This window comes from Kribbella sp. NPDC050820, from assembly GCF_040653975.1.
In the GTDB taxonomy this organism is placed as follows: Bacteria; Actinomycetota; Actinomycetes; order Propionibacteriales; family Kribbellaceae; genus Kribbella.
Genome location: NZ_JBFAHB010000076.1, coordinates 1 through 22,475, shown reverse-complemented (window position 1 = coordinate 22,475; position 22,475 = coordinate 1). Strand labels below are relative to the sequence as shown.

The 22,475-nt window shown below is 68.8% G+C and carries 23 protein-coding genes; 11 read left to right on the top strand and 12 right to left on the bottom strand.

What is annotated here, in order from left to right:
* The first annotated feature begins 154 nt into the window (after positions 1 to 154).
* Positions 155 to 1,441 (top strand): citrate synthase, encoded by a 1,287-nt coding sequence (locus AB0H36_RS39695; protein WP_360535732.1) that lies wholly within the window; start codon positions 155 to 157, stop codon positions 1,439 to 1,441.
* 176 nt (positions 1,442 to 1,617) lie between these two features.
* Positions 1,618 to 2,451 (top strand): SDR family NAD(P)-dependent oxidoreductase, encoded by an 834-nt coding sequence (locus AB0H36_RS39690; protein WP_360535730.1) that lies wholly within the window; start codon positions 1,618 to 1,620, stop codon positions 2,449 to 2,451.
* On the opposite strand, the gene AB0H36_RS39685 is transcribed toward AB0H36_RS39690, so the two are convergent.
* Entirely contained in the window at positions 2,441 to 3,010 is a 570-nt protein-coding gene (locus AB0H36_RS39685; protein ID WP_360535728.1) for a dihydrofolate reductase family protein, read from the bottom strand. The two genes, AB0H36_RS39690 and AB0H36_RS39685, sit on opposite strands and share 11 nt — an antisense overlap.
* Before the next feature lie 338 nt (positions 3,011 to 3,348).
* Between AB0H36_RS39685 and AB0H36_RS39680 the strand changes: the two genes are divergently transcribed.
* From AB0H36_RS39680 to AB0H36_RS39655, 6 genes are all read left to right on the top strand, one after another.
* The gene (locus AB0H36_RS39680; protein ID WP_360535726.1) at positions 3,349 to 4,350 is read left to right on the top strand and encodes a LacI family DNA-binding transcriptional regulator; all 1,002 of its coding nucleotides are present in this window, start codon (positions 3,349 to 3,351) and stop codon (positions 4,348 to 4,350) included.
* A gap of 50 nt (positions 4,351 to 4,400) precedes the next feature.
* Entirely contained in the window at positions 4,401 to 5,657 is a 1,257-nt protein-coding gene (locus AB0H36_RS39675) for an extracellular solute-binding protein (protein ID WP_360535724.1), read from the top strand.
* A gap of 126 nt (positions 5,658 to 5,783) precedes the next feature.
* Positions 5,784 to 6,509, top strand: a complete 726-nt coding sequence (locus AB0H36_RS39670) for a sugar ABC transporter permease (RefSeq protein ID WP_360535722.1) — start codon at positions 5,784 to 5,786, stop codon at positions 6,507 to 6,509.
* Entirely contained in the window at positions 6,502 to 7,329 is an 828-nt protein-coding gene (locus AB0H36_RS39665) for a carbohydrate ABC transporter permease (RefSeq protein WP_360535720.1), read from the top strand. The genes AB0H36_RS39670 and AB0H36_RS39665 overlap by 8 nt, the downstream gene beginning before the upstream one ends.
* Positions 7,330 to 7,337: 8 nt before the next feature.
* Positions 7,338 to 8,672 carry a sulfatase-like hydrolase/transferase gene (locus AB0H36_RS39660; RefSeq protein WP_360535718.1) on the top strand — a complete coding sequence of 445 codons (1,335 nt, stop codon included), beginning with the start codon at positions 7,338 to 7,340 and terminating at the stop codon, positions 8,670 to 8,672.
* A gap of 139 nt (positions 8,673 to 8,811) precedes the next feature.
* Complete coding sequence (locus tag AB0H36_RS39655) at positions 8,812 to 9,285, top strand: DoxX family protein (RefSeq protein ID WP_360535716.1); 474 nt, start codon at positions 8,812 to 8,814, stop codon at positions 9,283 to 9,285.
* Between the two features lie 35 nt (positions 9,286 to 9,320).
* On the opposite strand, the gene AB0H36_RS39650 is transcribed toward AB0H36_RS39655, so the two are convergent.
* The gene (locus tag AB0H36_RS39650; protein ID WP_360535714.1) at positions 9,321 to 9,794 is read right to left on the bottom strand and encodes a nuclear transport factor 2 family protein; all 474 of its coding nucleotides are present in this window, start codon (positions 9,792 to 9,794) and stop codon (positions 9,321 to 9,323) included.
* Between the two features lie 105 nt (positions 9,795 to 9,899).
* On the opposite strand from AB0H36_RS39650, the gene AB0H36_RS39645 reads away from it, so the two are divergent.
* Together AB0H36_RS39645 and AB0H36_RS39640 are read left to right on the top strand one after the other, a co-directional pair.
* Positions 9,900 to 10,442: a TetR/AcrR family transcriptional regulator gene (locus AB0H36_RS39645; RefSeq protein ID WP_360535712.1), complete on the top strand. Its 543-nt coding sequence runs from the start codon at positions 9,900 to 9,902 to the stop codon at positions 10,440 to 10,442.
* Positions 10,439 to 11,473, top strand: a complete 1,035-nt coding sequence (locus tag AB0H36_RS39640) for a hypothetical protein (protein WP_360535710.1) — start codon at positions 10,439 to 10,441, stop codon at positions 11,471 to 11,473. Before AB0H36_RS39645 ends, AB0H36_RS39640 begins: the two co-directional genes overlap by 4 nt.
* Here AB0H36_RS39640 and AB0H36_RS39635 read toward each other — a convergent pair.
* The 4 genes from AB0H36_RS39635 to AB0H36_RS39620 are packed head-to-tail and all read right to left on the bottom strand — an operon-like array spanning position 11,470 to position 16,493.
* A complete protein-coding gene (locus AB0H36_RS39635) occupies positions 11,470 to 13,230 on the bottom strand; it encodes a hypothetical protein (RefSeq protein ID WP_360535708.1) in 1,761 nt (586 codons plus the stop codon). The genes AB0H36_RS39640 and AB0H36_RS39635 overlap by 4 nt on opposite strands.
* Positions 13,231 to 13,270: 40 nt before the next feature.
* Entirely contained in the window at positions 13,271 to 14,902 is a 1,632-nt protein-coding gene (locus AB0H36_RS39630; RefSeq protein ID WP_360535766.1) for an ATP-binding cassette domain-containing protein, read from the bottom strand.
* Positions 14,815 to 16,203, bottom strand: coding sequence for a zeta toxin family protein (locus tag AB0H36_RS39625; protein ID WP_360535706.1), 1,389 nt, complete (start codon positions 16,201 to 16,203; stop codon positions 14,815 to 14,817). The genes AB0H36_RS39630 and AB0H36_RS39625 overlap by 88 nt, the downstream gene beginning before the upstream one ends.
* Positions 16,200 to 16,493, bottom strand: coding sequence for a hypothetical protein (locus tag AB0H36_RS39620; RefSeq protein WP_360535704.1), 294 nt, complete (start codon positions 16,491 to 16,493; stop codon positions 16,200 to 16,202). Before AB0H36_RS39620 ends, AB0H36_RS39625 begins: the two co-directional genes overlap by 4 nt.
* A gap of 111 nt (positions 16,494 to 16,604) precedes the next feature.
* Here AB0H36_RS39620 and AB0H36_RS39615 point away from each other — a divergent pair, with 111 nt between their 5' ends.
* On the top strand, positions 16,605 to 17,846 hold the full coding sequence (locus AB0H36_RS39615) for a hypothetical protein (RefSeq protein WP_360535702.1): 1,242 nt from the start codon (positions 16,605 to 16,607) through the stop codon (positions 17,844 to 17,846).
* 1 nt (position 17,847) lies between these two features.
* Here AB0H36_RS39615 and AB0H36_RS39610 read toward each other — a convergent pair whose 3' ends face one another.
* The 6 genes from AB0H36_RS39610 to AB0H36_RS39585 all read right to left on the bottom strand — a co-directional run bounded on the left by AB0H36_RS39610 (position 17,848) and on the right by AB0H36_RS39585 (position 22,328).
* Positions 17,848 to 18,633 (bottom strand): hypothetical protein, encoded by a 786-nt coding sequence (locus AB0H36_RS39610; protein WP_360535700.1) that lies wholly within the window; start codon positions 18,631 to 18,633, stop codon positions 17,848 to 17,850.
* Positions 18,626 to 19,147 (bottom strand): SigE family RNA polymerase sigma factor, encoded by a 522-nt coding sequence (locus tag AB0H36_RS39605; protein ID WP_360535698.1) that lies wholly within the window; start codon positions 19,145 to 19,147, stop codon positions 18,626 to 18,628. The genes AB0H36_RS39610 and AB0H36_RS39605 overlap by 8 nt, the downstream gene beginning before the upstream one ends.
* A gap of 16 nt (positions 19,148 to 19,163) precedes the next feature.
* Complete coding sequence (locus AB0H36_RS39600; RefSeq protein ID WP_360535696.1) at positions 19,164 to 19,778, bottom strand: methyltransferase; 615 nt, start codon at positions 19,776 to 19,778, stop codon at positions 19,164 to 19,166.
* Positions 19,771 to 20,583 carry a tRNA pseudouridine(38-40) synthase TruA gene (truA, locus tag AB0H36_RS39595; protein WP_360535694.1) on the bottom strand — a complete coding sequence of 271 codons (813 nt, stop codon included), beginning with the start codon at positions 20,581 to 20,583 and terminating at the stop codon, positions 19,771 to 19,773. The genes AB0H36_RS39600 and truA overlap by 8 nt, the downstream gene beginning before the upstream one ends.
* A gap of 72 nt (positions 20,584 to 20,655) precedes the next feature.
* A complete protein-coding gene (gene rplQ / locus AB0H36_RS39590) occupies positions 20,656 to 21,222 on the bottom strand; it encodes a 50S ribosomal protein L17 (protein ID WP_360535692.1) in 567 nt (188 codons plus the stop codon).
* Between the two features lie 80 nt (positions 21,223 to 21,302).
* Positions 21,303 to 22,328 (bottom strand): DNA-directed RNA polymerase subunit alpha, encoded by a 1,026-nt coding sequence (locus AB0H36_RS39585; RefSeq protein ID WP_360535690.1) that lies wholly within the window; start codon positions 22,326 to 22,328, stop codon positions 21,303 to 21,305.
* Positions 22,329 to 22,475 lie beyond the last annotated feature (147 nt).

Sequence of the window (22,475 nt, the reverse complement as noted above, 5' to 3'; positions counted from 1 at the left end):
GTCAAAGCGAGCGCAAGCCCACCGGGGACCCCGGCTTGGAAGGAATCCCCGACCGCACTAGTTTAGCGGTGAAGATTGCAGTCCGACCCGCGTCCCGCCGGAAGACTTACCCTCATTCATCCAGGCGATGACGCCAGCTTCCGAAGAGGGCATTGTGACCGAACAGTCGCTCACCGTCCGGGACAACCGGACCGGCAAGGACTTCGACCTTGCCATCACCGATGGCACCATCCGTGCCGCGGATCTCAAGCAGATCAGCGCAACCGACGGCGACGGGGGCCTGGCCACCTACGACCCCGGCTTCGTCAACACCGCCTCCTGCCGCTCCTCCGTCACCTTCATCGACGGCGACAAGGGCATCCTGGAGTACCGCGGCTACCCGATCGAGCAGCTCGCCGAGCAGTCGAACTACCTCGAGGTGGCCTATCTCCTGGTGAACGGCAAGCTGCCGAACAAGGCGGAGTACGAGGCCTGGGCGCACGACGTGACGTATCACACGTTCGTGCACGAGAACCTGAAGACCTTCATGCAGGGCTTCCGGTACGACGCCCACCCGATGGGCATGCTGCTGGCCTCGGTCGGCGGGCTGTCCACCTTCTACCCCGAGTCCCGCAACATCTTCGACGAGGAGTCCCGGGCGCTGCAGATCCGGCGGCTGATCGCGAAGATGCCGACGCTGGGCGCGTTTGCCTTCCGGCACGCGCAGGGCAAGCCGTACGTGTACCCGGACAACGAGCTCAGCTACACGGCGAACTTCCTGTCCATGCTGTTCAAGATGAGCGAGCCCAAGTACGCCGCCGACGACCGGCTGGTGCGCGCGCTGGAGATCCTGTTCATCCTGCACGCCGACCACGAGCAGAACGCCTCCACCAACGCGGTCCGGGCGATCGGCTCCACCCAGGTCGACCCGTACACCGCCGTCGCCGGCGGCATCGGCGCGCTCTACGGCCCGCTGCACGGCGGCGCCAACGAGGCGGTGCTGAAGATGCTGCGCCGGATCGGCGGGGTCGAGAACGTCCCGTCGTTCATCGAGGGCGTCAAGAACGGCGAAGAGCGGCTGATGGGCTTCGGCCACCGGGTCTACAAGAACTACGACCCGCGCGCCAAGATCATCAAGAAGGCGGCCGACGACGTCTTCGAGGTCACCGGGATCAACCCGCTGCTGAAGATCGCCGTCGAGCTGGAGAAGATCGCGCTGGAGGACGAGTACTTCGTCTCCCGCAAGCTCTACCCGAACGTCGACTTCTACTCCGGCCTGATCTACGAGGCCCTGCAGTTCCCGCCGGAGATGTTCACCGTCCTGTTCGCCATCCCCCGCACCTCGGGCTGGCTGGCCCAGTGGCTGGAGATGCTGAACGACGGCGACCAGAAGATCGCCCGCCCCAAGCAGATCTACACCGGCGAACGCGGCACCCAGTACGTCCCCATGGGCGACCGCTGACCCAACCCCCAACGGCCCCTCCCTTCCCGGGAGGGCCCGTTCGTGTTCGATGCACCCGCAGGGACGGATATCCCTTCGTGTTGTGCCTTCTCCCCTTTCACACCAACGGAGAAGGCACAACAGCGCCGGATATCCCTTCGGGTGCGTTAACTCTGGCGGCGGGTTAGCTTCGGGGGATGGGGATGCTCGCGGGGAAGGTTGCGCTGGTTACCGGGGCTAGTCGGGGGGTTGGGAAGGGGATCGCGCTCGGGCTCGGGGAGGCGGGGGCGACGGTCTACGTGACTGGGCGGACCGAGGTCGGTCAGGCGGCGGGGACGGGGCTCGACGGGAACCTTCGGGACGCCGCGGACGAAGTGACGGCGCTGGGTGGGCGCGGGGTGGCGATCGTCTGCGATCACCGCGACGACGAGCAGACGCGGCGGGCCGTGGCGCAGGTGGTGGCCGACGCCGGGCGGCTCGACGTACTGGTGAACAACGTGTGGGGCGGCTACGAGTACTTCTGGGACGGCACGGAGTTCTGGCTCGAGGCCGGCTTCTGGACCGCGCCGATCGAACGCTGGGACGCGATGTTCCAGGCCGGCGTACGCGCGCACTACGTCACCACCGTGGCCGCCGTACCGACGATGGTCGCCCAGCACTCGGGCCTGATCCTCAACGTCTCGTCCGACGCCGCCGAGAAGACCGACGGCGGCGTCGCGTACGGCGCTGCGAAGGCTGCAACCGACCACATGGTCGCCTGCATGGCCCACGACCTCCGCGACCACGGCGTGACGGCGGTGTCCCTCCACCCAGGCCTGGTCCGCACCGAGTCGGTCCTCCGAGCCGCCGAACACTTCGACCTCTCCGACTCGGAGTCCCCTCAATTCGTAGGCCGAGGCGTGGCAGCCCTCGCCGCCGACCCCGACGTCAGCCGCCTGACCGGGCAAGCAGTCCGCTCAGCCGAACTCGCCCAGCACTACAACTTCGCCGACACCGACGGCCGCCACCCAGGGCTCCCGCCTACTTCTTGACCTCGTAGCGCAGAAGTGCCACGCCGTTGTCGAACGCGGTGGCCTCGACGACCTTCAGGTCTTGCCGGTCCTCGAAGAGTCGCGTTCCCTTGCCGCGGGACGCCGGGCAGACCAGCATCCGGACCTCGTCGACCAGGCCCGCGGCCAGCAAGGAATGCATCAGCTGCAAGCTGCCCCACAGCCAGATGTCCTTGCCGCTCTGCTCCTTGAGCTCGCGGACGGTCGCAGCGGGGTCTCGCGTCACCGTCGCGGCCGGAAAGTCGCCCCACGGGGCGTCGTCCAGCGTCGACGAGGCGACGACCTTGGCGAGGCTGTTGAGCTTCCGGCCGTACTCGCCTTGGTCGTCGGCGTTCGGCCAGTAGTCCTTGGTCTGGTTGTACGTGTTGGCACCCAGAATCATCGTGTCGACCGAGTCGATGAAGCCCATCAGGTTGTTCTGGAACGGGTCATCGGTCACCGAGTCATCAAACGGCTCCCCCGCCACGAAGCTGAGCCCCCCATCCTCCTCCGCCACAACGTTGTCGACCGTAACCCACTGCTGCACAACGAGCCTTCGCATAACCGTTCCCTTCCGGTACGTCCCTCGGCGCGGCCAACCCGCCGCATTTACCCCAGAGACGAAGCCACCCGACGGTTCTCTACATCCCCTGCAGTGGCGGCGAACGGGAGGGCGTGCATTTCAACAGGTAGTGCCGGGCCGCCGGTAGTGCGGTTGAGCGCGGCCGGGGTCGGTGTGTACGGCGTCTCGCCGGTGCACTACCTGTCCATATGTTCCCGGCGCTCCACGCGACTCTACGACAGCCAGGACGTCCCGCTACCCACAGTTTGGTTAATGTCTATAGAATTAACCAACTTAGGGGTATTGACCCTCTCTCTGGTCAGGTTAATGCTTTCACCATGAGCAGGGAAGGGCGGACGACGCTTCGGGATGTGGCTGAGGCCGCTGGAGTCTCGGTGGCTACCTGCTCGTACGTGTTGAGCGGGCGGGCGGATCGGACCACGCCGTTGCCGGAGGCGACTCGGACGCGGGTCGAGGAGGCGGCTCGGCGGTTGGGTTACAAGGGGAACACCGCGGCCCGGAGCCTTCGGCGGCAGCGGTCGGAGTTGATCGCACTGGTGTACGCGCCGCCGGTCGGGCCCTGGCTGGATCGGTTGACGATGCAGTGTGAGGACATCGCGGCCGGGCGCGGCTACTCCGTCATCGGCGTCCCGGTACGGCGCCTCGACCGCGCTGCCCAGTCGCTCCGAGTCATCACCCGCGGCCACATCGACGGCGCGATCTTCACCCCCGGCCTGAGCGACGACCTGGACCTCACCGCGGCCCGCCGATCGACCCGGGCGTTGATGGCGTTCAGCGACAACCTCCGGATGCCCGGGGTCGATGTCATCCGCAACAACGTCCGCAAGGCGCTGGCCGAGGCGACCACCTACCTCCTCGACGCCGGGCGGGAGCGGATCGCCTTCCTCTCCCACACCGGCGCAGAGGACGACCGCTACCTCGGGTACGTCGACGCCCTGCACGCCCACGGTCTCGAGGTCGACCCGGCCCTGGTCCGGATCGGCGCGGCGTCACGAGAGGACGCGGTCGTCGTCGTACGCGAGTTGCTCGATGCACCGAAGCCACCGGACGCCATCGTCTCCGAGTCCGACCGTGGTGGGTTCGCCGCCTTGCAGGCTGCCGTCGACCGCGGTGTGAAGGTGCCGGACGACCTGGCCGTCATCGGGACCGGCAACACCCGCGAGGCGACGTACTCGCTGCCGCCGCTGACCAGTGTCGGCATGTACCAGCTCGACTTCACCGAGATGGTCGAGGCGCTGTTCGCGCGCATCGACGATCCCACGCTGCCGGCCCGGGAGCTGTCCATGCCCTGGGTCCTGAACCACCGCGAATCCGCGTAGCACCACGCCTTCCACGCACCCGCCGTACCAGCACCTTCGAAAGGTTCGTCATGCCCTCAATCGACCGCCGCTCGTTCCTCCAGCTCGGGCTCGGCGCCACCGTCCTCGGCGCGGTCGGCACGGCCTGCGCCCCGGCCACGCCGGGGGCGAAGACGCAGGACGCCCGGACGTTCACCATCTACTGGAACGCCGGGCACGGCTACCAGGCCTACAAGGAGGTGATCGACCAGTTCGGCAAGGACCACGACCTGCAGATGAACTGGCAGAAGTTCCAATGGCCGGACCTGACCACGAAGCTGACCGCCGACTTCCGGTCCGGGAACGTGCCGGACCTGGTCGAGGAGGTGTCCGCCGGGACCGGGACGCAGTACGGGCTGGCCGGCAACGTGCTGGCGCTGGACGAGTTCGCCAAGGCGGACCAGGCGTTCGGCTTCCCCGGCGACTTCATCGACCAGGCCGTCGTCGCCCGGCAGTACGAGGGCCAGACGTACTCGATCCCGCTGCACCTGACCGCCAACGGCCTGGTCTTCTACAACAAGGCGATGGTCGACAAGGCGCCGACGACGTGGGACGAGTTCCTCGACCTCGCCAAGTCCACCACCAAGGACAAGACCAGCGGTACGGCGCTCAACGCCGACGCCAGCTACGCGGGTCCGTTCTACAGCCAGCAGGAAGTGGACTTCAGCCAGGTCGCCGGCAAGCAGTTCATGATGCCTGCCGACGGCGCCCGGACCGCGATGCAGTTCATGCAGGACCTGATCTACACCCACAACGTCTCCCCAGCGCCGGTGGCGACGACGGACTACTCCGGTCCGCAGAAGCTGTTCTCCGCCAAGCGGGCCGCGATGTTCGTGTCCGGGCCGTGGGACATCGGCCCGATCCGGCAGGGCAGCCCGGACATCGACCTCGGCCTCGCCGTACCGCTGACCGGTGCGGTCCAGGCCTCGTCGATGGCCGGCGCCGGCCTGATGATCCCGACCAAGGCACGGGACCCGAAGCTGTCGTGGGAGTTGCTGACCAAGCTGACCGCGGTGAAGACCGAACTGGCCGCCACCAAGGAGTCCGGGATGTCGATGCCGCGGAAGAGCTGGGCCGCCGACCCGGCCGTCGCCGCGGATCCGAACCTGGCGACGATCGCCAAGGCGCTCGCCGTGGTGGCGAAGCAGGACGTCCAGCTGTCCGCCAGCGGGAAGGCCGCGCAGATCGCCGAGCTGTGGAAGAAGGCCTACCAGCAGATGATCATCCAGCAGGCGCCGGTCGAGCAGACGCTGGCCGAATTCCGCAAGCAGGCCGGGGCCGCCCTGTGACCCGTCGGCGGCAGGCGGCGACCGCGTGGCTGTTCCTGACTCCGGCGGTGCTGTTCTTCACCCTGCTGTTCTTCCTCCCGATCGGCAACCAGCTGCTCACCGGCCTGTCTGTACGACGCCGACGGCGTGACGTTCGTTGGCCTGGGCAACTTCAGCCGAGCGCTGAGCGACCCCGAGGTGGTGCACTCGTTCCTGATCACGTTGCTGTACGCCGCCGGCACCCTGATCGTCGGCACGGCGGTGGGCCTCGGACTGGCCGTGATCCTGAACCAGGCGATGCCCGGCCGCACGCTGTTCCGCTCGGTGATCCTGATCCCCTACCTGACGTCGGTGTCGATCGTCGGCCTGCTGTGGCGCAACGTCCTCGATCCGCAGGTCGGGATCCTCAACCGGGTGCTCGAGTCCGCCGGCCTGCCCGGGCAGACCTGGCTGAGCACCCACCCGCTGGCGACGATCGTCGGCATCACGGTCTGGTCAGGTGCGGGGTACACGATGGTGCTGTTCCTGGCCGGCCTGCAAGGGATCCCGACCTTGTACTACGAGGCCGCGCGGATCGACGGGGCCGGGCCGTGGCGCCGGTTCTTCGCGATCACGCTGCCGCTGCTCGCCCCGACAACGTTATTCGTTTCGATCATCGGATTGATCAGTACATTGCAGCAGTTTGCTCTGCCGTACATAGTCACCGGCGGCGGTCCCGGGAACGCGACCTCGCTCTACGCCCACCGGCTGTTCATCGTCGCGTTCAACGACAACGACTTCGGCTACGCGTCCGCACTGTCCGTCCTGCTGCTGCTCGTCGTCCTGGTGTTGTCGCTGCTGCAGTTGCGGATCGGGGACCGGTCCCATGCGTGAACGACTCTTCCCCGGCGACCGGCTGGCGGCGTACGTCGTACTGGTCGTGCTCGGCCTGGTCACGGTGCTGCCGCTGCTCTACATGATCGTGCTGGCGCTGCAGAGCGACGCCGAGGTGCAGTCCGGGGACCCGGTGCTGTGGCCGGCCGACCTGCAGTGGCAGAACTTCACCCGGTTGTTCGAGGCCGCGCCGTTCGGGCGGTTCTTCGTGAACAGCTTCGTGATGGCCGGGGCGATCACGGTCGCGCACCTGGTCTTCGACCCGCTGGTCGGGTACGTGTTCGCGAAGATGGACTTCCCGGGCAAGCGGATCGCGTTCGTCGCGGTGCTGTCCACGCTGATGGTGCCGTTCTTCGTCCGGATGCTGCCGATCTACGCGATCTTCGCGAACCTCGGCTGGATCGACAGCTACCAGGGCCTGATCGTGCCGTTCCTGATGGATGCCTACGGCATCTTCTTGATGCGGCAGTTCATCCGGCCGCTGCCGGACGAGCTGATCGAGGCGGCCCGGGTGGACGGCGCCGGCGAGTTCCGGATCTACCTGCGGGTGATCCTGCCGCAGTGCAAGCCCGCGCTCGCGGTGCTCGGCCTGTTCACCTTCGTCTTCCAGTGGAACGAGTTCCTCTGGCCGTTGATCGCCACCAGCCGGACCGAGATGCGCACGCTGCCGATCGGGCTGACGCTGTTCAACCAGGAGTACTTCACCCAGTGGAACCTGACCGCGGCCGGCGCGCTGCTGCTGTTCGTCCCGACCGCGATCTTCTTCGTGATCACCCAGAAATTCCTGGTCGAGGGCATCGCGCTCTCCGGCCTCAAGTGAGGACTCTGATGCGCCCTAATGTGATCGTCTACTTCACCGACCAGCAGCGCTGGGACACCGTCGGGAGCCCGCTGGGCATCACCCCGAACCTCGACCTGATGGCCCGGCACGGCACGTCGTTCGACACAGCCTGCACGACCAACCCCGTCTGCGCACCGGCCCGCGCGGCCCTGCAGACGGGCATGTACCCGACCAACGCCGGCGTCTACCGCAACAACGTGCCGCTGCCGACCGACGCACCCACGCTGGGCCGGCTGTTCGGCGCGGCCGGCTACCAAACCGGCTACATCGGCAAGTGGCACCTCGGAACACAGGAGCCCGTGCCGGTCGAGGAGCAGGGCGGCTACGACTTCTGGCTCGCTTCGAATCTGCTCGAGTTCACCTCAGACGCGTACCGGACCGTCGTGTACGACCGGGATGGCGAGCCCGTCCGCCTGCCCGGCTACCGCCCCGACGCCCTCACGGACGCAGCAATCCGGTACGTCACCAGAGCCTCGGCCGACGACCGCCCCTTTATGCTCTTCCTCTCGCTCATCGAGCCGCACCACCAGAACGAGCACGACGACTACCCGGCCCCCGAGGTCTACCGGGACACATACAACGGTGCCTGGCTACCACCGGACCTCGCCTCTCTTCCCGGTACGGCGCACCAGCACGCAGCTGGGTACTACGGCCAGATCAAGCGGGTCGACGAGTGCCTCGGCAGACTCCGCGACGCACTGGTCAGCCTGGACCTGCTGGACGACACCCTGGTGGTCTACACCTCGGACCACGGATCGCATTTCAAGACCCGCAACAGCGAGTACAAGCGGTCGCCGCATGACGGATCGGTCCGGGTCCCGCTGGTCGTCGAGGGTCCCGGCTACCGCGGAGGTACTCGCGTCGGAGTACCCGTCAGCACGGTCGACGTAGTACCGACCGTGCTCGACGCGGCCGGAATCGAGTTGCCCGATCATCTGGACGGCGTTCCCCTGCGGCAGCGGACGGGGAACGAGCCGGTGCTGATCCAGGTGAGCGAGTCCGAGGTCGGCCGCGCCGCACGCACGGATCGGTGGAAGTACTACGTCCACGCGCCGGAGATCGGGGACGAGCCGGCGGCGGATCGCTATGCGGAGAAGGCGTTGTACGACCTGACCGCTGACCCGTACGAGCTCAACAACCTGATCGACAGCGCCGGGCACCAGGAGGTCGCAGCGGAGTTGCGGGAAGTGCTGGTCCGCGAGGTGCTTCGGATCGAGAAGCAGGCGGTGACGGTCACGGCGTACCCGGACGTGCAGGACCGGGGGCGCTTTCCCGAGACGACCGTCCGACGACTCAAACTGGACGGCCGCAGGCTCGAGTGACGTACTCCCGGCGGCCTCAGGGTCTCCCTGAGTCGTACCGCGACTGGCGTACGCGAACTGCCGTCAACTGCCCGACGCGGTAGGCACGCCCCGACGGCGACGCTGTGGTGGACATCGACTGTGACAGGGAGAGACCACCATGAACGCCTTGCTCTACAAGGGAAACAAGATCGCCGACTGGCTCGGGCAGCGCAGCGTCGACATCCTGCGGGTCAGCCTTGGGCTCATCTTCCTCGGGTTCGGGCTGCTGAAGTTCTTCCCGGGCGCCAGCCCTGCGGAGGCATTGGTGATGCGGACCATCGACACGCTGACCCTCGGCATCATCGAGGGACGGAACGCCGTGCTGCTGACTGCGCTGCTGGAGTGCTTCATCGGGCTGACCCTGGTCACCGGGAAGTTCCTGCGCACCGGGCTGCTGGTGCTCGGGTTCTCGCTGGTCGGGATCATGTCGCCGCTGGTGCTGTTCTTCGGCGACCTGTTCCCGGGCACCCCGACACTGGAGGCGCAGTACGTGCTGAAGGACATCGTGCTGGCCGCCGCCGGCCTGGTCGTCGCCGCGAGGGCGCTGACCGCGATGCCGGTCCGGATTGGAGATGGCCCCAGGCGGGCTTGATGCCTCGGTCCGGGGCCACCCGGCGCCTCTGCCGACTACGACGCGGCAGGGGCGCCGGCCGGTTCCTGCAGTTTCGCGACAAGTTGATCGACCTGGCCGCGAGCCCGGGCCATCGCCACGTGGTCGATGTAGTCGCGGGACTCCACGATCAGCCCGTCGCGGACCCGCAGTACGAAGATCGCGGGCGCCCGGAACGGCTCACCGGTCGCCAGCACGGTCCCGGCGTACTCGAACTCGGCGACGATCACCTCCGGGTCGGCGGTCCGGTGCACCCGGATGTTGTCCGGCCGGAACCGGATCGACTCGGCCACCCGCGGCGCGTTCACCCCGAAGTGCTCGCTCAACGCGTCCCGGCTGAGCAGCGGCCGGTCGCCGTACGGGTTCATCGGGTGCCGGACGTCGGTCTGCTCGGCGTACAGCGCCGGGAGGGCGTCGAAGTCGCGGTCGGCGACACCGTGGACGAGTTTCAGGAAGACCTCTTCGGGAGTCATGCGCAGCGTGCCTCTCATCGAGTAAACGGAGTAGCGACTCCGAATATACGGAGTACCAACTTCGGTTACAACCCATCGGCGGGCGGCGGCGTCTCCTAGGCTGAAGGGCGAGAGGGGAGCAGAGTGCGAGCAGACGCGCGAGACAACCGGGCCAGGATCATGACCGCGGCGGACGAGGTGTTCGGCCGGTCGCCGAACGCGTCCACCGACGACGTGGCGAAACTGGCCGGGGTCGGGATCGCGACCGTGTTCCGGCACTTCCCGACCAAGACCGAGCTGCTCGAGGCAGTGCTCACCCTGCGGCTGGCGCGGCTGCGCGACACCGCGCTCGAACTTGCCGCCAGCAACCATCCGGGCGAGGCGTTCTTCGGGTTCTTCACCCAGGTGGTGTCGGAGTCCGCGTCCAAGCTGGCGATCGCCGAGGCACTCACCGCGGCCGGCTCGCTGGGCGGCGCGGATGCCCGGAAGGCGGGCGCGGGGTTGCGCGAGGCCTTCGGCACGCTGCTCACCCGGGCCCAGGAGACCGGCGCCGTGCGGCGTGACGCCGGGCTGGCCGAGGTCTACGCGCTGCTGATCGGCGCATCCCGCGGTGCGACCGCGGTCGGGCTCGAGCCTGAGGTCCGTGACCGGATGCTCGCGCTGGTGTTCGACGGCCTGCGTCCGTGAGGCGGCGCTGGAAGACCTGGTCGCGCCGGCGCCGGGTCGTGCTAGTCGTCGTCCTGATCCTCGTGCTGCTCGTACCGGTGCCGCTCGGCGCGTTCGCGGTGTCACTGCGGATCCAGTACGCCGGCGAGCCGGCAGCCGAGGCCCGGACGCGCAACAACGACGCACTGTGGCTGGGGCACGCCTGGATGGACGGGCGGAAGACCGACGCCGACGTGATCGCTCTGGCCCGTCAGCTCGAGGGCACCGGGATCCGGGACCTGTACGTGCACGCCGGTCCGCTGGAGCATGACGGCACATTGCCGCTGGCCAAGGTGTCGCCGCGGGCGCGGTGGTTCACGACGGCGATGAAGGCCGCGGCTCCCGCCGTACGCGTGCAGGCATGGCTGGGGGACATCGTGCAGCCGGGGAAGAACCCGGGCATGGACCTGGACGACCCGGCGGTGCGGGCGCGCGTGGTGGCGTCGTCGGCCGCCGTACTCGACCAGGGGTTTCAGGGCATCCACTTCGACTTCGAGCCGGTGCACTCCGGGTCGGCCGGCTTCCTCGCCGTACTGGACGAGACGCATGTGCTGACGGCGAAGCGCGGCGTACCGCTGTCCGTCGCTGCTGCTCAGCTGGAGCCGCTGTGGCGCGTCAACGCACTCCCACTGGCGATCACGGGCGAGGGCAAGTGGTGGTCGCAGGACTACTTCGCCGAGGTCGCCCGCCGCGTCGAGCAGATCGCGGTCATGTCCTACGACACCGCGATGCCCTTGGAGTCCTTGTACGGCGGCTATGTCGCCCAGCAGACCAAGCTGGCGCTGGAGGCGACGCCCGCGTCGACGGACCTCCTCATGGGCCTCCCGGCGTACTGGGAGAGCAACCCGTCGCACTGGGGGCACGCGGAGACGGTCGCCGCAGCCGTCCGGGGCGCGCGGCTCGGTCTGGGCACGTCGAACCGCCAGAACTTCGGCCTCGCCATGTACGTCGACTTCACTGCCACTGCAGACAACTGGGCGGCCTACCGCGACGGCTGGTGCGTCAGCCCTTAGAGCGGACCCCACCGGGTAAGCACCACGGCCGCAAGGCATGTGACCGTGTAGAGCGTCTCCACCAGAAACAGAGGCGTCCACCGACGGCCGGCGGAGCGCAGCGGACCGCCCGGCGCGTCCCGCCGCAACGCCTCGAACACGGCCCCGACGTACGGCGCCTGACCGGGCGCGAGACCGTCGACCGCGATCCAGTTGAGTCCCGTCTGCAAACTCACGCGATCCGGCCCCACCTCAACCGCATCGATCGCGCGCCAACTGTGGATCTGCTCGGACGCGCCCGCTCGGACCACCAGCGCCTCTGGGGTGGCGACCACCCGGTAGAAGACCCGCCCGGCCAGGTGACTGACCAGGGACACGCCCGAGCACCCGAGCACGACCGCGAAGGTCCACTCCCCGAACGGCCCCGCCACTAACCACATGACGAAGGGCGCCGCCAGCAGCAGGCCGGCGAGCGCCGGGCGATACCACCTAGGGACCGGCTGGACCGGCGCCGCCCATGGCAACGCCGGAACTTCCCGCGCTGGGAGGGTCCGCAGTGGCAGTTCGATCCGATCACCTGCCTCCAGGTTCAGATACGTCGTGATCGTGTCGACGGATTCGGCGCTCCACGGAGTCCGGCGGGGTGATCGCAGCGGGCTCACTGGGCGGAGCGTGGTGTCGCCCATCACGATCGTCGGCCAACTGCCCTCAGTCAGATCGCCGACCAGCAAGGCCTCACCGTGATAGCGCCGGAGAGTCTTGGCCCACTCGGCTCGTACCGCGGCCGGCGCGTCGGCCCCTTCGTCGTCCACCTGATCGATCGCGGCGATCAGCCGCTCGTCCTCCTTCTCGTCGTCGAGTTCGAGGGAGAGAAAACCGATCAGCACGCCGTCGGCAGAGCGGACCGCGAAGAGTCCGGCGGCGTCGAGATCGATCCTGACCGGCAGGCCAGGCGCCGTCCGGGTCTGGCGTGGACGGGCTCGACGGGTCGCGAGGTCTCGGCGTACGAAGAGGAGGGCGAGCAGCCAAGCGCCGCCTGCCACCACGTACCAGTAGGTGTGGTCGGCAGGCTCCGCCCGCAGCCGGAGCCAGTCGCTGTCGGCCGGATCGACCAGCACCGGAATCGGTGTACCCGGCGCGTAGTCGTCGTACACGCCGGCGGTCCGGACGCTCCCGTCCGGCAGCTTCAGCTCGAGCTCTTCGTCTTCATCCACCTCACCGGCGGTCGCGGTCTGCGCCACGGCACGACGTACGTGAACGTCCTCCTGCTGGTCCTGCCAGCTCATCACCCCCAGGGCCGCCGCGCCGACGATCACCAGCACGGCTGCGGCGATCAGCCGGCCGGAGACACCCAGCGGCTTGGCCGACGGGACCATTACCTGCCGCCTTGGCAGGTGAGCCGTGAGCGCCCGCTGCTGATGGCGAGTGAACGCCATCCCGATCAACAGCAGCGCGCAGGCCGCCGCGTAGATCGCCCACTCGGCGATCACCTCGCCGCCGTCGTACCAGGTCTGAAGGCAGACGAACAGAAGTCCGGCGACCGCTGCCGCGTCGGGCTGCCACCACCACAGGACGAAGGTGGCCAGCAATGGGACGATCGTCAACGCGAACGCCGCGTCCGGACCGCAGATCGTCGGATCGTCCACCGAGCACGGCTCGTCCCCCGCGGTGGCGATCGACACGGCTACCGCGGCCAGCCATCCGACCGGCATGAGCCAGCGGTAGAGCCAGCTGGGGATGACCGTATCCGCCCAGCGGGTGGCCAGGTCTGCTGGCATCACGAGTTCCCCCCTCGTTGGTGTGGGAGAACTGTAAGGGTCAGCGGGCCCTTTCGACGCGGCCTTCGTCCCAGACGGGTTCGTTGGACTCGTAGACCGAGCCGTCGGCGCCGAAGACCAGGTAGCGGTCGAAGCCGCGGGCGAACCAGCGGTCGTGGGTCACTGCGAGGACCGTGCCGTCGAACGAGTCGAGGCCTTCCTCCAGCGCCTCGGCGGACTCGACGTCGAGGTTGTCGGTGGGCTCGTCGAGCAGCAGCAGCGTTGCACCGGACAGCTCGAGCAGGAGGATCTGGAAGCGGGCCTGCTGACCGCCTGAGAGGCTGTCGAAGGTCTGCTCCGCGGCATGCGCCAGCTCGTACCGGTCCAGCTTCCGCGAGGCGAGCTCGCGCCCCATGCCCTCCCGGTGCTCGTCACCCCGGTGCAGAATCTCCAGCAGCGTCCGGCCGACCAGCTCCGGGTGCTCGTGCGTCTGCGCGAACCACCCCGGTCGCACCCGCGCGCCCAGCTTGGCGTTGCCGGTGTGGGTCACTGGCGAGATCTGTACGTCGCCGACCGGCCGGTGCTCCACGTCCGGGTCCGAGCCGCCGTTCGCGAGCAGCCGGAGGAAGTGCGACTTGCCGGACCCGTTCGACCCCAGTACGGCGACGCGTTCGCCGTACCAGACCTCCAGGTCGAAGGGCTTCATCAGACCGGTCAGCTCGACAGCCGTGCACACGACCGCACGCTTGCCGGTGCGGCCGCCGGTGAGGCGCATGCTGACCTTCTGCTCGCGCGGGATCGCCTGCGGCGGCCCGGCCTCCTCGAACTTGCGCAGCCGGGTCTGCGCAGCCCGGTAGCGCGAAGCCATGTCGGAGTTGTACGCCGCCTTCTGCTTGTACATCAGCATCTGGGCGCGCAGCTTCGCGTGCTCCTCATCCCAGCGTTTGCGCAGCTCCTCGAACCGCTCGAACCGGTGCTGTCTGGCCTCGTGGTACGTCTTGAAGCCACCGCCGTGCGTCCACACCGTGTTGCCGGCCGCACCGAGCTCCACGGTGACGATCCGGGTCGCCGTATTCGCCAGCAGCTCGCGGTCGTGGCTGATGTAGAGCACGGTCTTGTCGGTGGCCCGCAACTGCTCCTCCAGCCACCGCTTGCCCGGTACGTCGAGGTAGTTGTCCGGCTCGTCCAGCATCAGGACCTCGTCCGGTCCGCGCAGCAGGGCCTCCAGGACCAGGCGCTTCTGCTCACCGCCGGACAGCGTCTTCACCTCACGCCAGCGGCAGCGGTCGAACGGGATGCCGAGGGCGGCCGTCGTACAGACGTCCCAGAGGACCTCTGCGTCGTACCCGCCGACCTCGCCCCAGTCCGCCACGGCCTGCGCGTACTTGAGCTGGGTCTTCTCGTCGTCGGCCTCCATCATCGCCAGCTCGGCCTTGTCCAGCTTGGCGGCGGCGGTCTGGATCGCCTCCGGGGCGACCGACAGCAGCAGGTCGCGCACGGTCGAGGCGTCCCGCACCGAGCCGACGAACTGCCGCATCACCCCGAGCCCACCGGACCGCGCGATGCTCCCGCTGTGCGGCTTCAGGTCACCCGCGATGATCCGGGTCAGCGTGGTCTTGCCGGACCCGTTCGCCCCGACCAGCGCCACCTTGGCCCCGTCCCCGACCCGGAACGTGATGTCGTCCAGCAACACCCGCCCGTCCGGCAACTCGAAACCGACCCCACCGACATCCACGTGACCCATCCCCCCAGTTTGAGGGCAGAGCCCACGGCAGGCGAACGGATATCGTCAACGACCCTTGTCGCCGGCGCCTTGGTCGTACCGCGTCGTCCGGGCAGCCTGGCCGCGGTGGGAGCGATGCGTGGGCGCGGCTGCATCGCCCGGCGATTGCGACTGCGCAGCGGGGTTGGGCGGCGGGATGGCACTCGCCGGGCTCTGCTCGGCCTGCAACCGAACACCGAACTGCTGCCAGTCATGCCCCTGCCCCCGGCCCGCTGCTGCGGGGCCTGCTGCGGCGCTTGCTGGGGTGCAGGCTGGCTCGTCTGCTGCTGGGGGTGTTGGTTCGCCTGGCGTGCGGCGGCGGAGCGCTGTTCTGCGAGCCGTTGGTGCTCGGCCATCTTCGGCGCGGCCATCTCCTGCAGCCGGCCGAGCAAGCGCCGGCCCTCGCCCGACGCCATCAGCGGCATCGCCTTGAAATGGTCCTTGACCGGCCGCGCCGCCAGCGCTGCGAGCCGGTTCCACCCGCGGACGAAGTGGTTCGCCTCCCGGTCGGTCCAGGGCCGGTTCCGCTCTGTCTCGATCGCCCAGCGGCTCGATCCCAGCTGGTGGCGCCAGACGCCGTTCTGCCGCTCGTTCGTGAAGACCGGCTCGGCCTCACCCCGCCGGTAGACGTGCACGGCATCTGCGAGGCCCTGTGCCTCGATCGCGTCGGCAGTGCCCAGCATGTCCCGGTAGATCTGGTCGTGCTGCTCGGCGCCGATCCACCGGCCGTACCCGGCTTCCTGCCGTCCGTCGGTGAAGCGCTCCATGATCCCGAGCTGGCTCTGCGCCTCGTGGACCGCAGCGAACGCGACCTCGACTCGATACCCCTGCTCCTGGAACTGCCGCATCAGGTCGAGGTCGTACTGGCCCGAGACCGGGTACGGCACAACGACGTCCATCCGCCGTGCCTGGACGTCCTGGAGCGCCCAGCCACGCCAGATCGCAGCGTCCTGGCCGTAGATTCCGGAGGCGGTGTAGTCGTTCTCGAGAGCTCCACTCGCGTAGTTCGGGTGCTTCTCGAGCAACTCGTCATGATCGAGGACGTACGCGTTCTTCATGCCGAGGCGTTCGATCGCCGCCGCCTGCATGGTGGTCTTCCCCGCGCCGGGCTGCCCCGCGATGAACAGCACGGTCGGCTGCCGCCACGGCATCGACCGGCCGTGCTTGAGGATCCCACCCCGGATCCTCCGCAGGTAGAACTCCCCCAGCTTCTCCGGCGAGAGCCGGCTCACAGCAGGCCGGCGCGGACCCGGGCCAGCAGGTCCGGGAACTCTGCGTTGACCTTCGCGATCTCCGCCTTGTCGTCGGGCGACAGCGTGCGCCGGAGCTCCTCGTACGCCTCGGACGCGGTCGCCAGGCGGTCCGCCTCGGCGTCGTCACCGGCATTCTCGGCGGCCCCGATGCGAGCGCTGTACGCCGAGATCACGGCGCCGATCCGATGACGCGCCGACTCGAACGCGCGCTCGTCGTCGAACGACCAGCGCGGGTCCGGCTGCGCGCTCCCGTTCCCCGTTTCCGACATCTCCGGCCCTCACCGCTCACGAGCATCAAGTCCTCCGGATTCTATCGACGGCCAAGACCAGAAGCTCGGCAGGCTCCGTCGAGTGACCTGGTGGGGCGGCAGGATCGGCGGGTGAGCGCCGGGGAACCTTACAGTGGGCGGCTCGGTGCGGTGATTCCGCCGGGGACGCCGGAGTACGCGCTGGTGGCGAGGGTCGTCGAGGCCGTCGCACGCCGTACCGGGATGCCGTCGCAGTGGAATCGCCGGTTGTACGAGCAGGTCGGCGGCGAACACCCGGGCTTCGCGCAGATCGGTGGGCCGATCGCCGTGGATCGGCCGACGGTGCTGGAGCCGCTGGTGCGCGCCGGCGCGGATCCCGTGCTCGCGCGGTACGCGATGATCGTGCTGGTCCACGAGGCGGAGCACCAGACGAGCGTCCTCGGCAACGACAGGTCCCCGGACGCGGTCGAGCTGGCCTCACCCGAGGACACCGCGCTCGAGGAGGCACGCGCGGTGGTCATGTCGGCGCGCCACACCGACGAGATCATCCGGGAGACCGGGCTCGACCGGGAGGTGCCCGGCATCCTCGACGCGCAGGTCGACTGGGGATACCCAGGGGTCAGCCGCTGCCTGTGGGAGAGCGTCGGGGCGCTGTCCGTGCTCACCGACGTTCCGGCCGACGAGTTCTGGACGACGATCGACAAGACGCCGCGACCGCAGCGGTTCAACGCGCTGGCCGACCTGGTGATCGACAAGCGGCTCGGCGTCGTGATGCCGGAGTCTCACCGGGCCCTGATGCGCCACCGGCTCACCCGGTCGCTGCGGTCTGAGCTCGGCGCGCTGCTGCAGTACGAAGGGCCCGAGAGGCCTGGTAGGCCCACCCCCGAAGAGACATCTCGCTTCGGCGCGGAGCACGCGCAACGTGCGATCGCCGACCTGTCCGAGCACCTGGCGGACGCCGAGGCCCACTACGCAGCCCACCCGGGTTCTGAGCCGCCTCTGCCGTCGCTGTCGCCGCATGAGCAGGGGTTTCTCGCGAGCCTCAAGGCCTACCAGGCCATGCAGCAGGTCCAGGCGACGATCGCGGAGTTGAAGCGGTTCCTGGGGTCGGAGACCGGACAGGGGACGACCGGAATGCCGCAAACGCTGCCTGCTGCGACGGTGGAGCCGGCCGGCAAGTCAGCCGAGGCCGGCGCCGGACTAGGACGTGGCGCTGGACCAGCCGGCGGCGCGGGCGCGGGTGCTGGACCGGGCGGGGGTGCGGCAACGGGTGGGGCCGCGGCAACGGGTGCGGCTGCGGCGCCGGGGGCAGCAGCGGCCGGCCGGTTGGTGCAGTTCCGGCCCAGGCAGGAGCGCGGGCCGGCCGTCGACTGACTCACCAGTCCTTAAGTGCCTCCAGATAGGTCCCACTGGTCGGGCGGACCGTGCCCGTCATGAACAGCTTGAGCGGTGCGGAGTAGAGGCCGAACGTGCGGGATCCGGTGAAGAAGCCGGCCGAGTCGCAGCCGTCGTACTGCACCCAGATCTCCCGTACGCCGACGGACGTGTCGAACCGCAGCACGATGGCCTCCGACGGCTGCGCGGCCTGCGGCGTGCACTTGAACACCGGCAGGTCCGGGTTCCGCTCGGGCAGCACCTTGATCGCGTCGACCACCTGCTGCGCGATCGTGGCGTTGAAGGCCCGCTGGCCGAGCAGCATCGTCCCGCCCGGGGTGAGCCGGTAGCGGCACGCCTGCATCCCGTAGACCGGGGTTTCCACGTCGAGACCGGTCCCCCGCGGTACGGCGATGGCGCCGTTCGGCTGCTGGATCGGGTGGTCGGCCGGACAGCCGGCGTCCCCCTGCGGTGGCACGAAATTCGGCGTACCCGACTCGGTGCCGACGGTCCCACGCTCCGCACTGCCACTGCTGTTGCTGTCCTGGGCGCTCGACGCGATCGGCGACGGCTCACCGATGGCGTTCCAGACGCCTCCGATCGACACAGCGACCACGACGGCCGCTGCGGCCATCGCCATCCCCTGCCGCCGCTTGCGGACCCGCCGACGAGCCTCTGCCGCCAGTCCGCTGCCCCGCAGCCCGCCGGCCTGGTCGGCCTGGTGCTGGAACGCGTCGGCGATCTTGGGGCCGAGCTCCTGCTCAGACTCGTGCTCGTGCTCAGGCATCCTCGGCTCCTTCCTTGCTCAGCGTGGTCTTCAGTGCTGCCAGTGCCCGGTGTACGTGTGACCGGGCGGTCGCCTCCGCGCAGTGCAGCAGCGCACCGATCTCGGCGTACGAGAGCTCCTCGTAGAAGCGCAGTACGACGGCTGCCCGCTGCTTGTCCGGCAGCGTCGCGCACAGCGCCCAGACGGCGTCGGACTCCGCTCTGTCCGCGACCCGGTCCGGTGCCGGCGGCCCGGTGCGGACCGGATCGGCGGACGGCGCCTCGCGGCGGCGGAAGCGGCGCCACCAGGAGATGTGCGCGTTGACCACCATCCGCTTGACGTAGGCCTCGGGGTCGTCGGCACGGCTGACCCGGCTCCAGCGGGCACAGGCGGTCGTCAGGGCGTCCTGCACCGCGTCCTCGGCCAGGCTCTTGTCGCCGGTCAGGACGTAGGCGAAGCGCAGCAACGCGTCCGCCTTCTCGGTCACCCAGAGCTCGAAGTCGATCGAGCCCGTCCGTGCCTCTGCTGCCGCCAAGGCTGCCTCCATACCCTCAGGACGGCGATGAACCCGGGTTCGTTGCACGCAGGACGCGGAAGCCTTTCGCGCTGCCGGTTCGCTCGCAGGGGTAGCCCTGGTCGGTCAGCCAGCGCTGGAGGGAGTCACCGCCAAGGTTCTTGCCGACGACGAACCATGCCACGCCGCCGGGGGCAAGGCGGCCCAGCCAGAACAGCAGCATCTTGTGCAGCTCGGGCTTGCCGATGTGGATCGCCGGGTTGGACCAGATCTGGCTGAACCACACCTCCTCAGGTACGGCGTCCGGCAGCACAGCATGCACGCGGTCGCCCACCCCGGCCCGCTGCGCGTTCTCCGCCGTCAGCTCCAGCGCTCGCGTGTTCACGTCGACCGCCCAGACCTCCGCCTTCGGCGCCTCGACGGCCAGCGCACAGGCGATCGGCCCGTAGCCGGTCCCCAGGTCGAGGTATGTGCCCGTGCCGGTCGGCGGGTCCACCTCGCGCAACAGAACCGCCGTACCGATGTCCAAGCGGTCCCGCGAGAACACTCCGGTCGCTGTGGTGAAGGTGTACTCCCGTCCCCAGATCCGTGCTTCGACGGTACGGCGTACGTCCGCCGAGCCCGGCTCTGCCGAGAAGTAGTGGTCAGCCACGCTGGTGCACCTCTCCCCTGACCTGACGGGCTTGCAACGCCCGCGCGGCCAGCTCGTCGTCTGCTGGGTAGCGCACTTCCTCCAGTGTGAGCCCGTGCGCAGGCAGGACGGAGACAGCCGAGTCCCGCACCTTCCCAGCCAGTACGGCGGCCGGCCAGCCGACGTCACGCCGTCCGTCACCTACAGGGATCAGCGCACCGACCAGAGCCCGCACCATGGAGTGGCAGAACGCGTCTGCGATCACAGTGCCCTCCAGTTGGCCGGGAGCTGTCCGCTGCCACGAGTAGTCCAGCAGCGCACGGACTGTGCTCGCGCCCTCCCGCTTCTTGCAGAAGGCTGCGAAGTCGTGCTCCCCCAGCAGTCCGGCGCTCGCGGCGTTCATCCGGTCCACGTCCAGTGGGCGGCCCACTCGCAGTACGTGACCGCGCTGTAGCGGATCCCAGCCTGCGGGGTCGTCACACAGCCGGTACACGTAGCGACGGGCGAGCGCGGAGAATCGGGCGTCAAAGCCCTCTGGAGCCGCTGTCACGGCCGTAACAGCCACATCCTTGGGCAGTACGCCGTTCAGGCTTCTGAGGAGCCTCACGGGCTCTACAGCGCCTTCGACGTCCACATGGGTGACCTGGCCACGAGCGTGTACGCCGGTGTCCGTCCGGCCGGCGCAGGTGACGATCGGCGGCTCGGGCAGCCGCAGGACGATCCGGAGCGTCTCCTCCAGCACGCCCTGCACGGTCCGGAGACCCTCCTGGCGGGCCCAGCCGTGGAAGGCCGTTCCGTCGTACCTCAGGTCTATCCGCCAACGCACACGGCAATCTAACGCAACAGTGCCCCCGCACCGTGAGGTGAGGGGGCACTGTGAGTGGCTAGAGCCGATGACTCACTTGTCGTCGGTCTTCGCGTCCTGCACGTCGGCGGTCTTCACGTCGTCGGCCTGTGCGTCCTCGGCGACGACGTCCTGGACGTCCTCGACCTTGGCCTCGTCCTCGACCTTCTCGTCGGCCTTGTCCTCGACCTTGGCCTCGTCCGCCGCAGCCGCCTTCTTGGCCGGAGCCTTCTTGGCGGTCTTCTTCGCCTTCGGCGAGTCGGCCAGCGCCTCGACCAGCTCGATCTTCACCATCGGCGCGTTGTCACCCTTGCGCGGGCCGAGCTTGGTGATCCGGGTGTAGCCGCCCGGACGGTCGGCGTACCGCTCGCCGATCTCGGTGAAGAGCACGTGCACGACGCTCTTGTCCTTGATCCGCTTCATCACCTGGCGGCGCGAGTTCAGGTCACCACGCTTGGCCTTGGTGATCATCTGCTCCGCCAGCGGCTGCAGGCGCTTGGCCTTGGCCGCGGTGGTGGTGACGGCGCCGTGCTCGAACAGCGACGTCGCGAGGTTGCTGAGGATCAGCTTCTCGTGCGCCGGGCTGCCGCCCAGCCGGGCACCCTTGGTGGGGGTAGGCATCTCTTGACTCCAGGAATCTCAGGCCGCTCGGCCCGGGGGTGGTTGACTCAGTGACCGGGGTGGTGGGGCCGGGGCAGGTATCAGTACTGCTCGGTCTCGGCGAAGCTCTCGTCCTCGTCGTCGGCCTCGGTGCCGTAGGCCTCGGTGGCCGCACGCAGGTCGAAGCCAGGAGGCGAGTCCTTCAGCGACAGGCCCATCTCGGCCAGCTTCAGCTTGACCTCGTCGATCGACTTGGAGCCGAAGTTGCGGATGTCCAGCAGGTCCTGCTCGCTGCGCGAGATCAGCTCACCCACGGTGTGGATGCCCTCACGCTTGAGGCAGTTGTACGACCGGACGGTGAGCTGCAGGTCCTCGACCGGCAGCGCCAGGTCGGCCGCCATCTGCTCGTCCACCGGCGACGGGCCGATGTCGATGCCCTCGGCCTCGACGTTCAGCTCGCGGGCCAGGCCGAACAGCTCGACCAGCGTCTTACCGGCCGACGCGACGGCGTCGCGGGGCAGCATCGACGGCTTGGTCTCGACGTCGACCACGAGGCGGTCGAAGTCGGTGCGCTGCTCGACACGGGTCGCCTCGACCTTGTAGGTCACCTTGAGCACCGGCGAGTAGATCGAGTCGACCGGCATCCGGCCGATCTCGGCGTCGGCGGACTTGTTCTGGATCGCCGAGACGTAGCCCCGGCCCCGCTCGACGACCAGCTCCATCTCGAGCCGGCCCTTCTCGTTCAGGGTGGCGATCTTCAGGTCCGGGTTGTGCACCTCGACACCGGCCGGCGGCGCGATGTCCGCGGCGGTGACGTCACCGGGGCCCTGCTTGCGCAGGTACATGGTGACCGGCTCGTCGTGCTCGGAGGAGACGCACAGGTCCTTGAGGTTCAGGATCAGCTGCGTGGCGTCCTCCTTGACCCCGGCCACGGTGGAGAACTCGTGCAGGACGCCGTCGACCTTGATGCTGGTCACGGCGGCCCCCGGGATGGAGGACAGCAGGGTACGGCGGATGGAGTTGCCGAGGGTGTAGCCGAACCCCGGCTCGAGCGGCTCGATCACGAACCGCGAGCGGTGCTCGTCGACGACCTCTTCGGTCAGGGTGGGGCGCTGGGCAATAAGCACTTCGTGTTCCTTGTCTGCTCGCGACGACCACTATTTGAGGTCGCGAAGGTGAAGAAACGGATCCGGCCGGGGGGGGGGCGCCGGGGGCCCCGCCCCGCGCCCGGACCAGGATGTTTTTTTGGTGTGCGGGAAGGGTGTTGGGGGAGC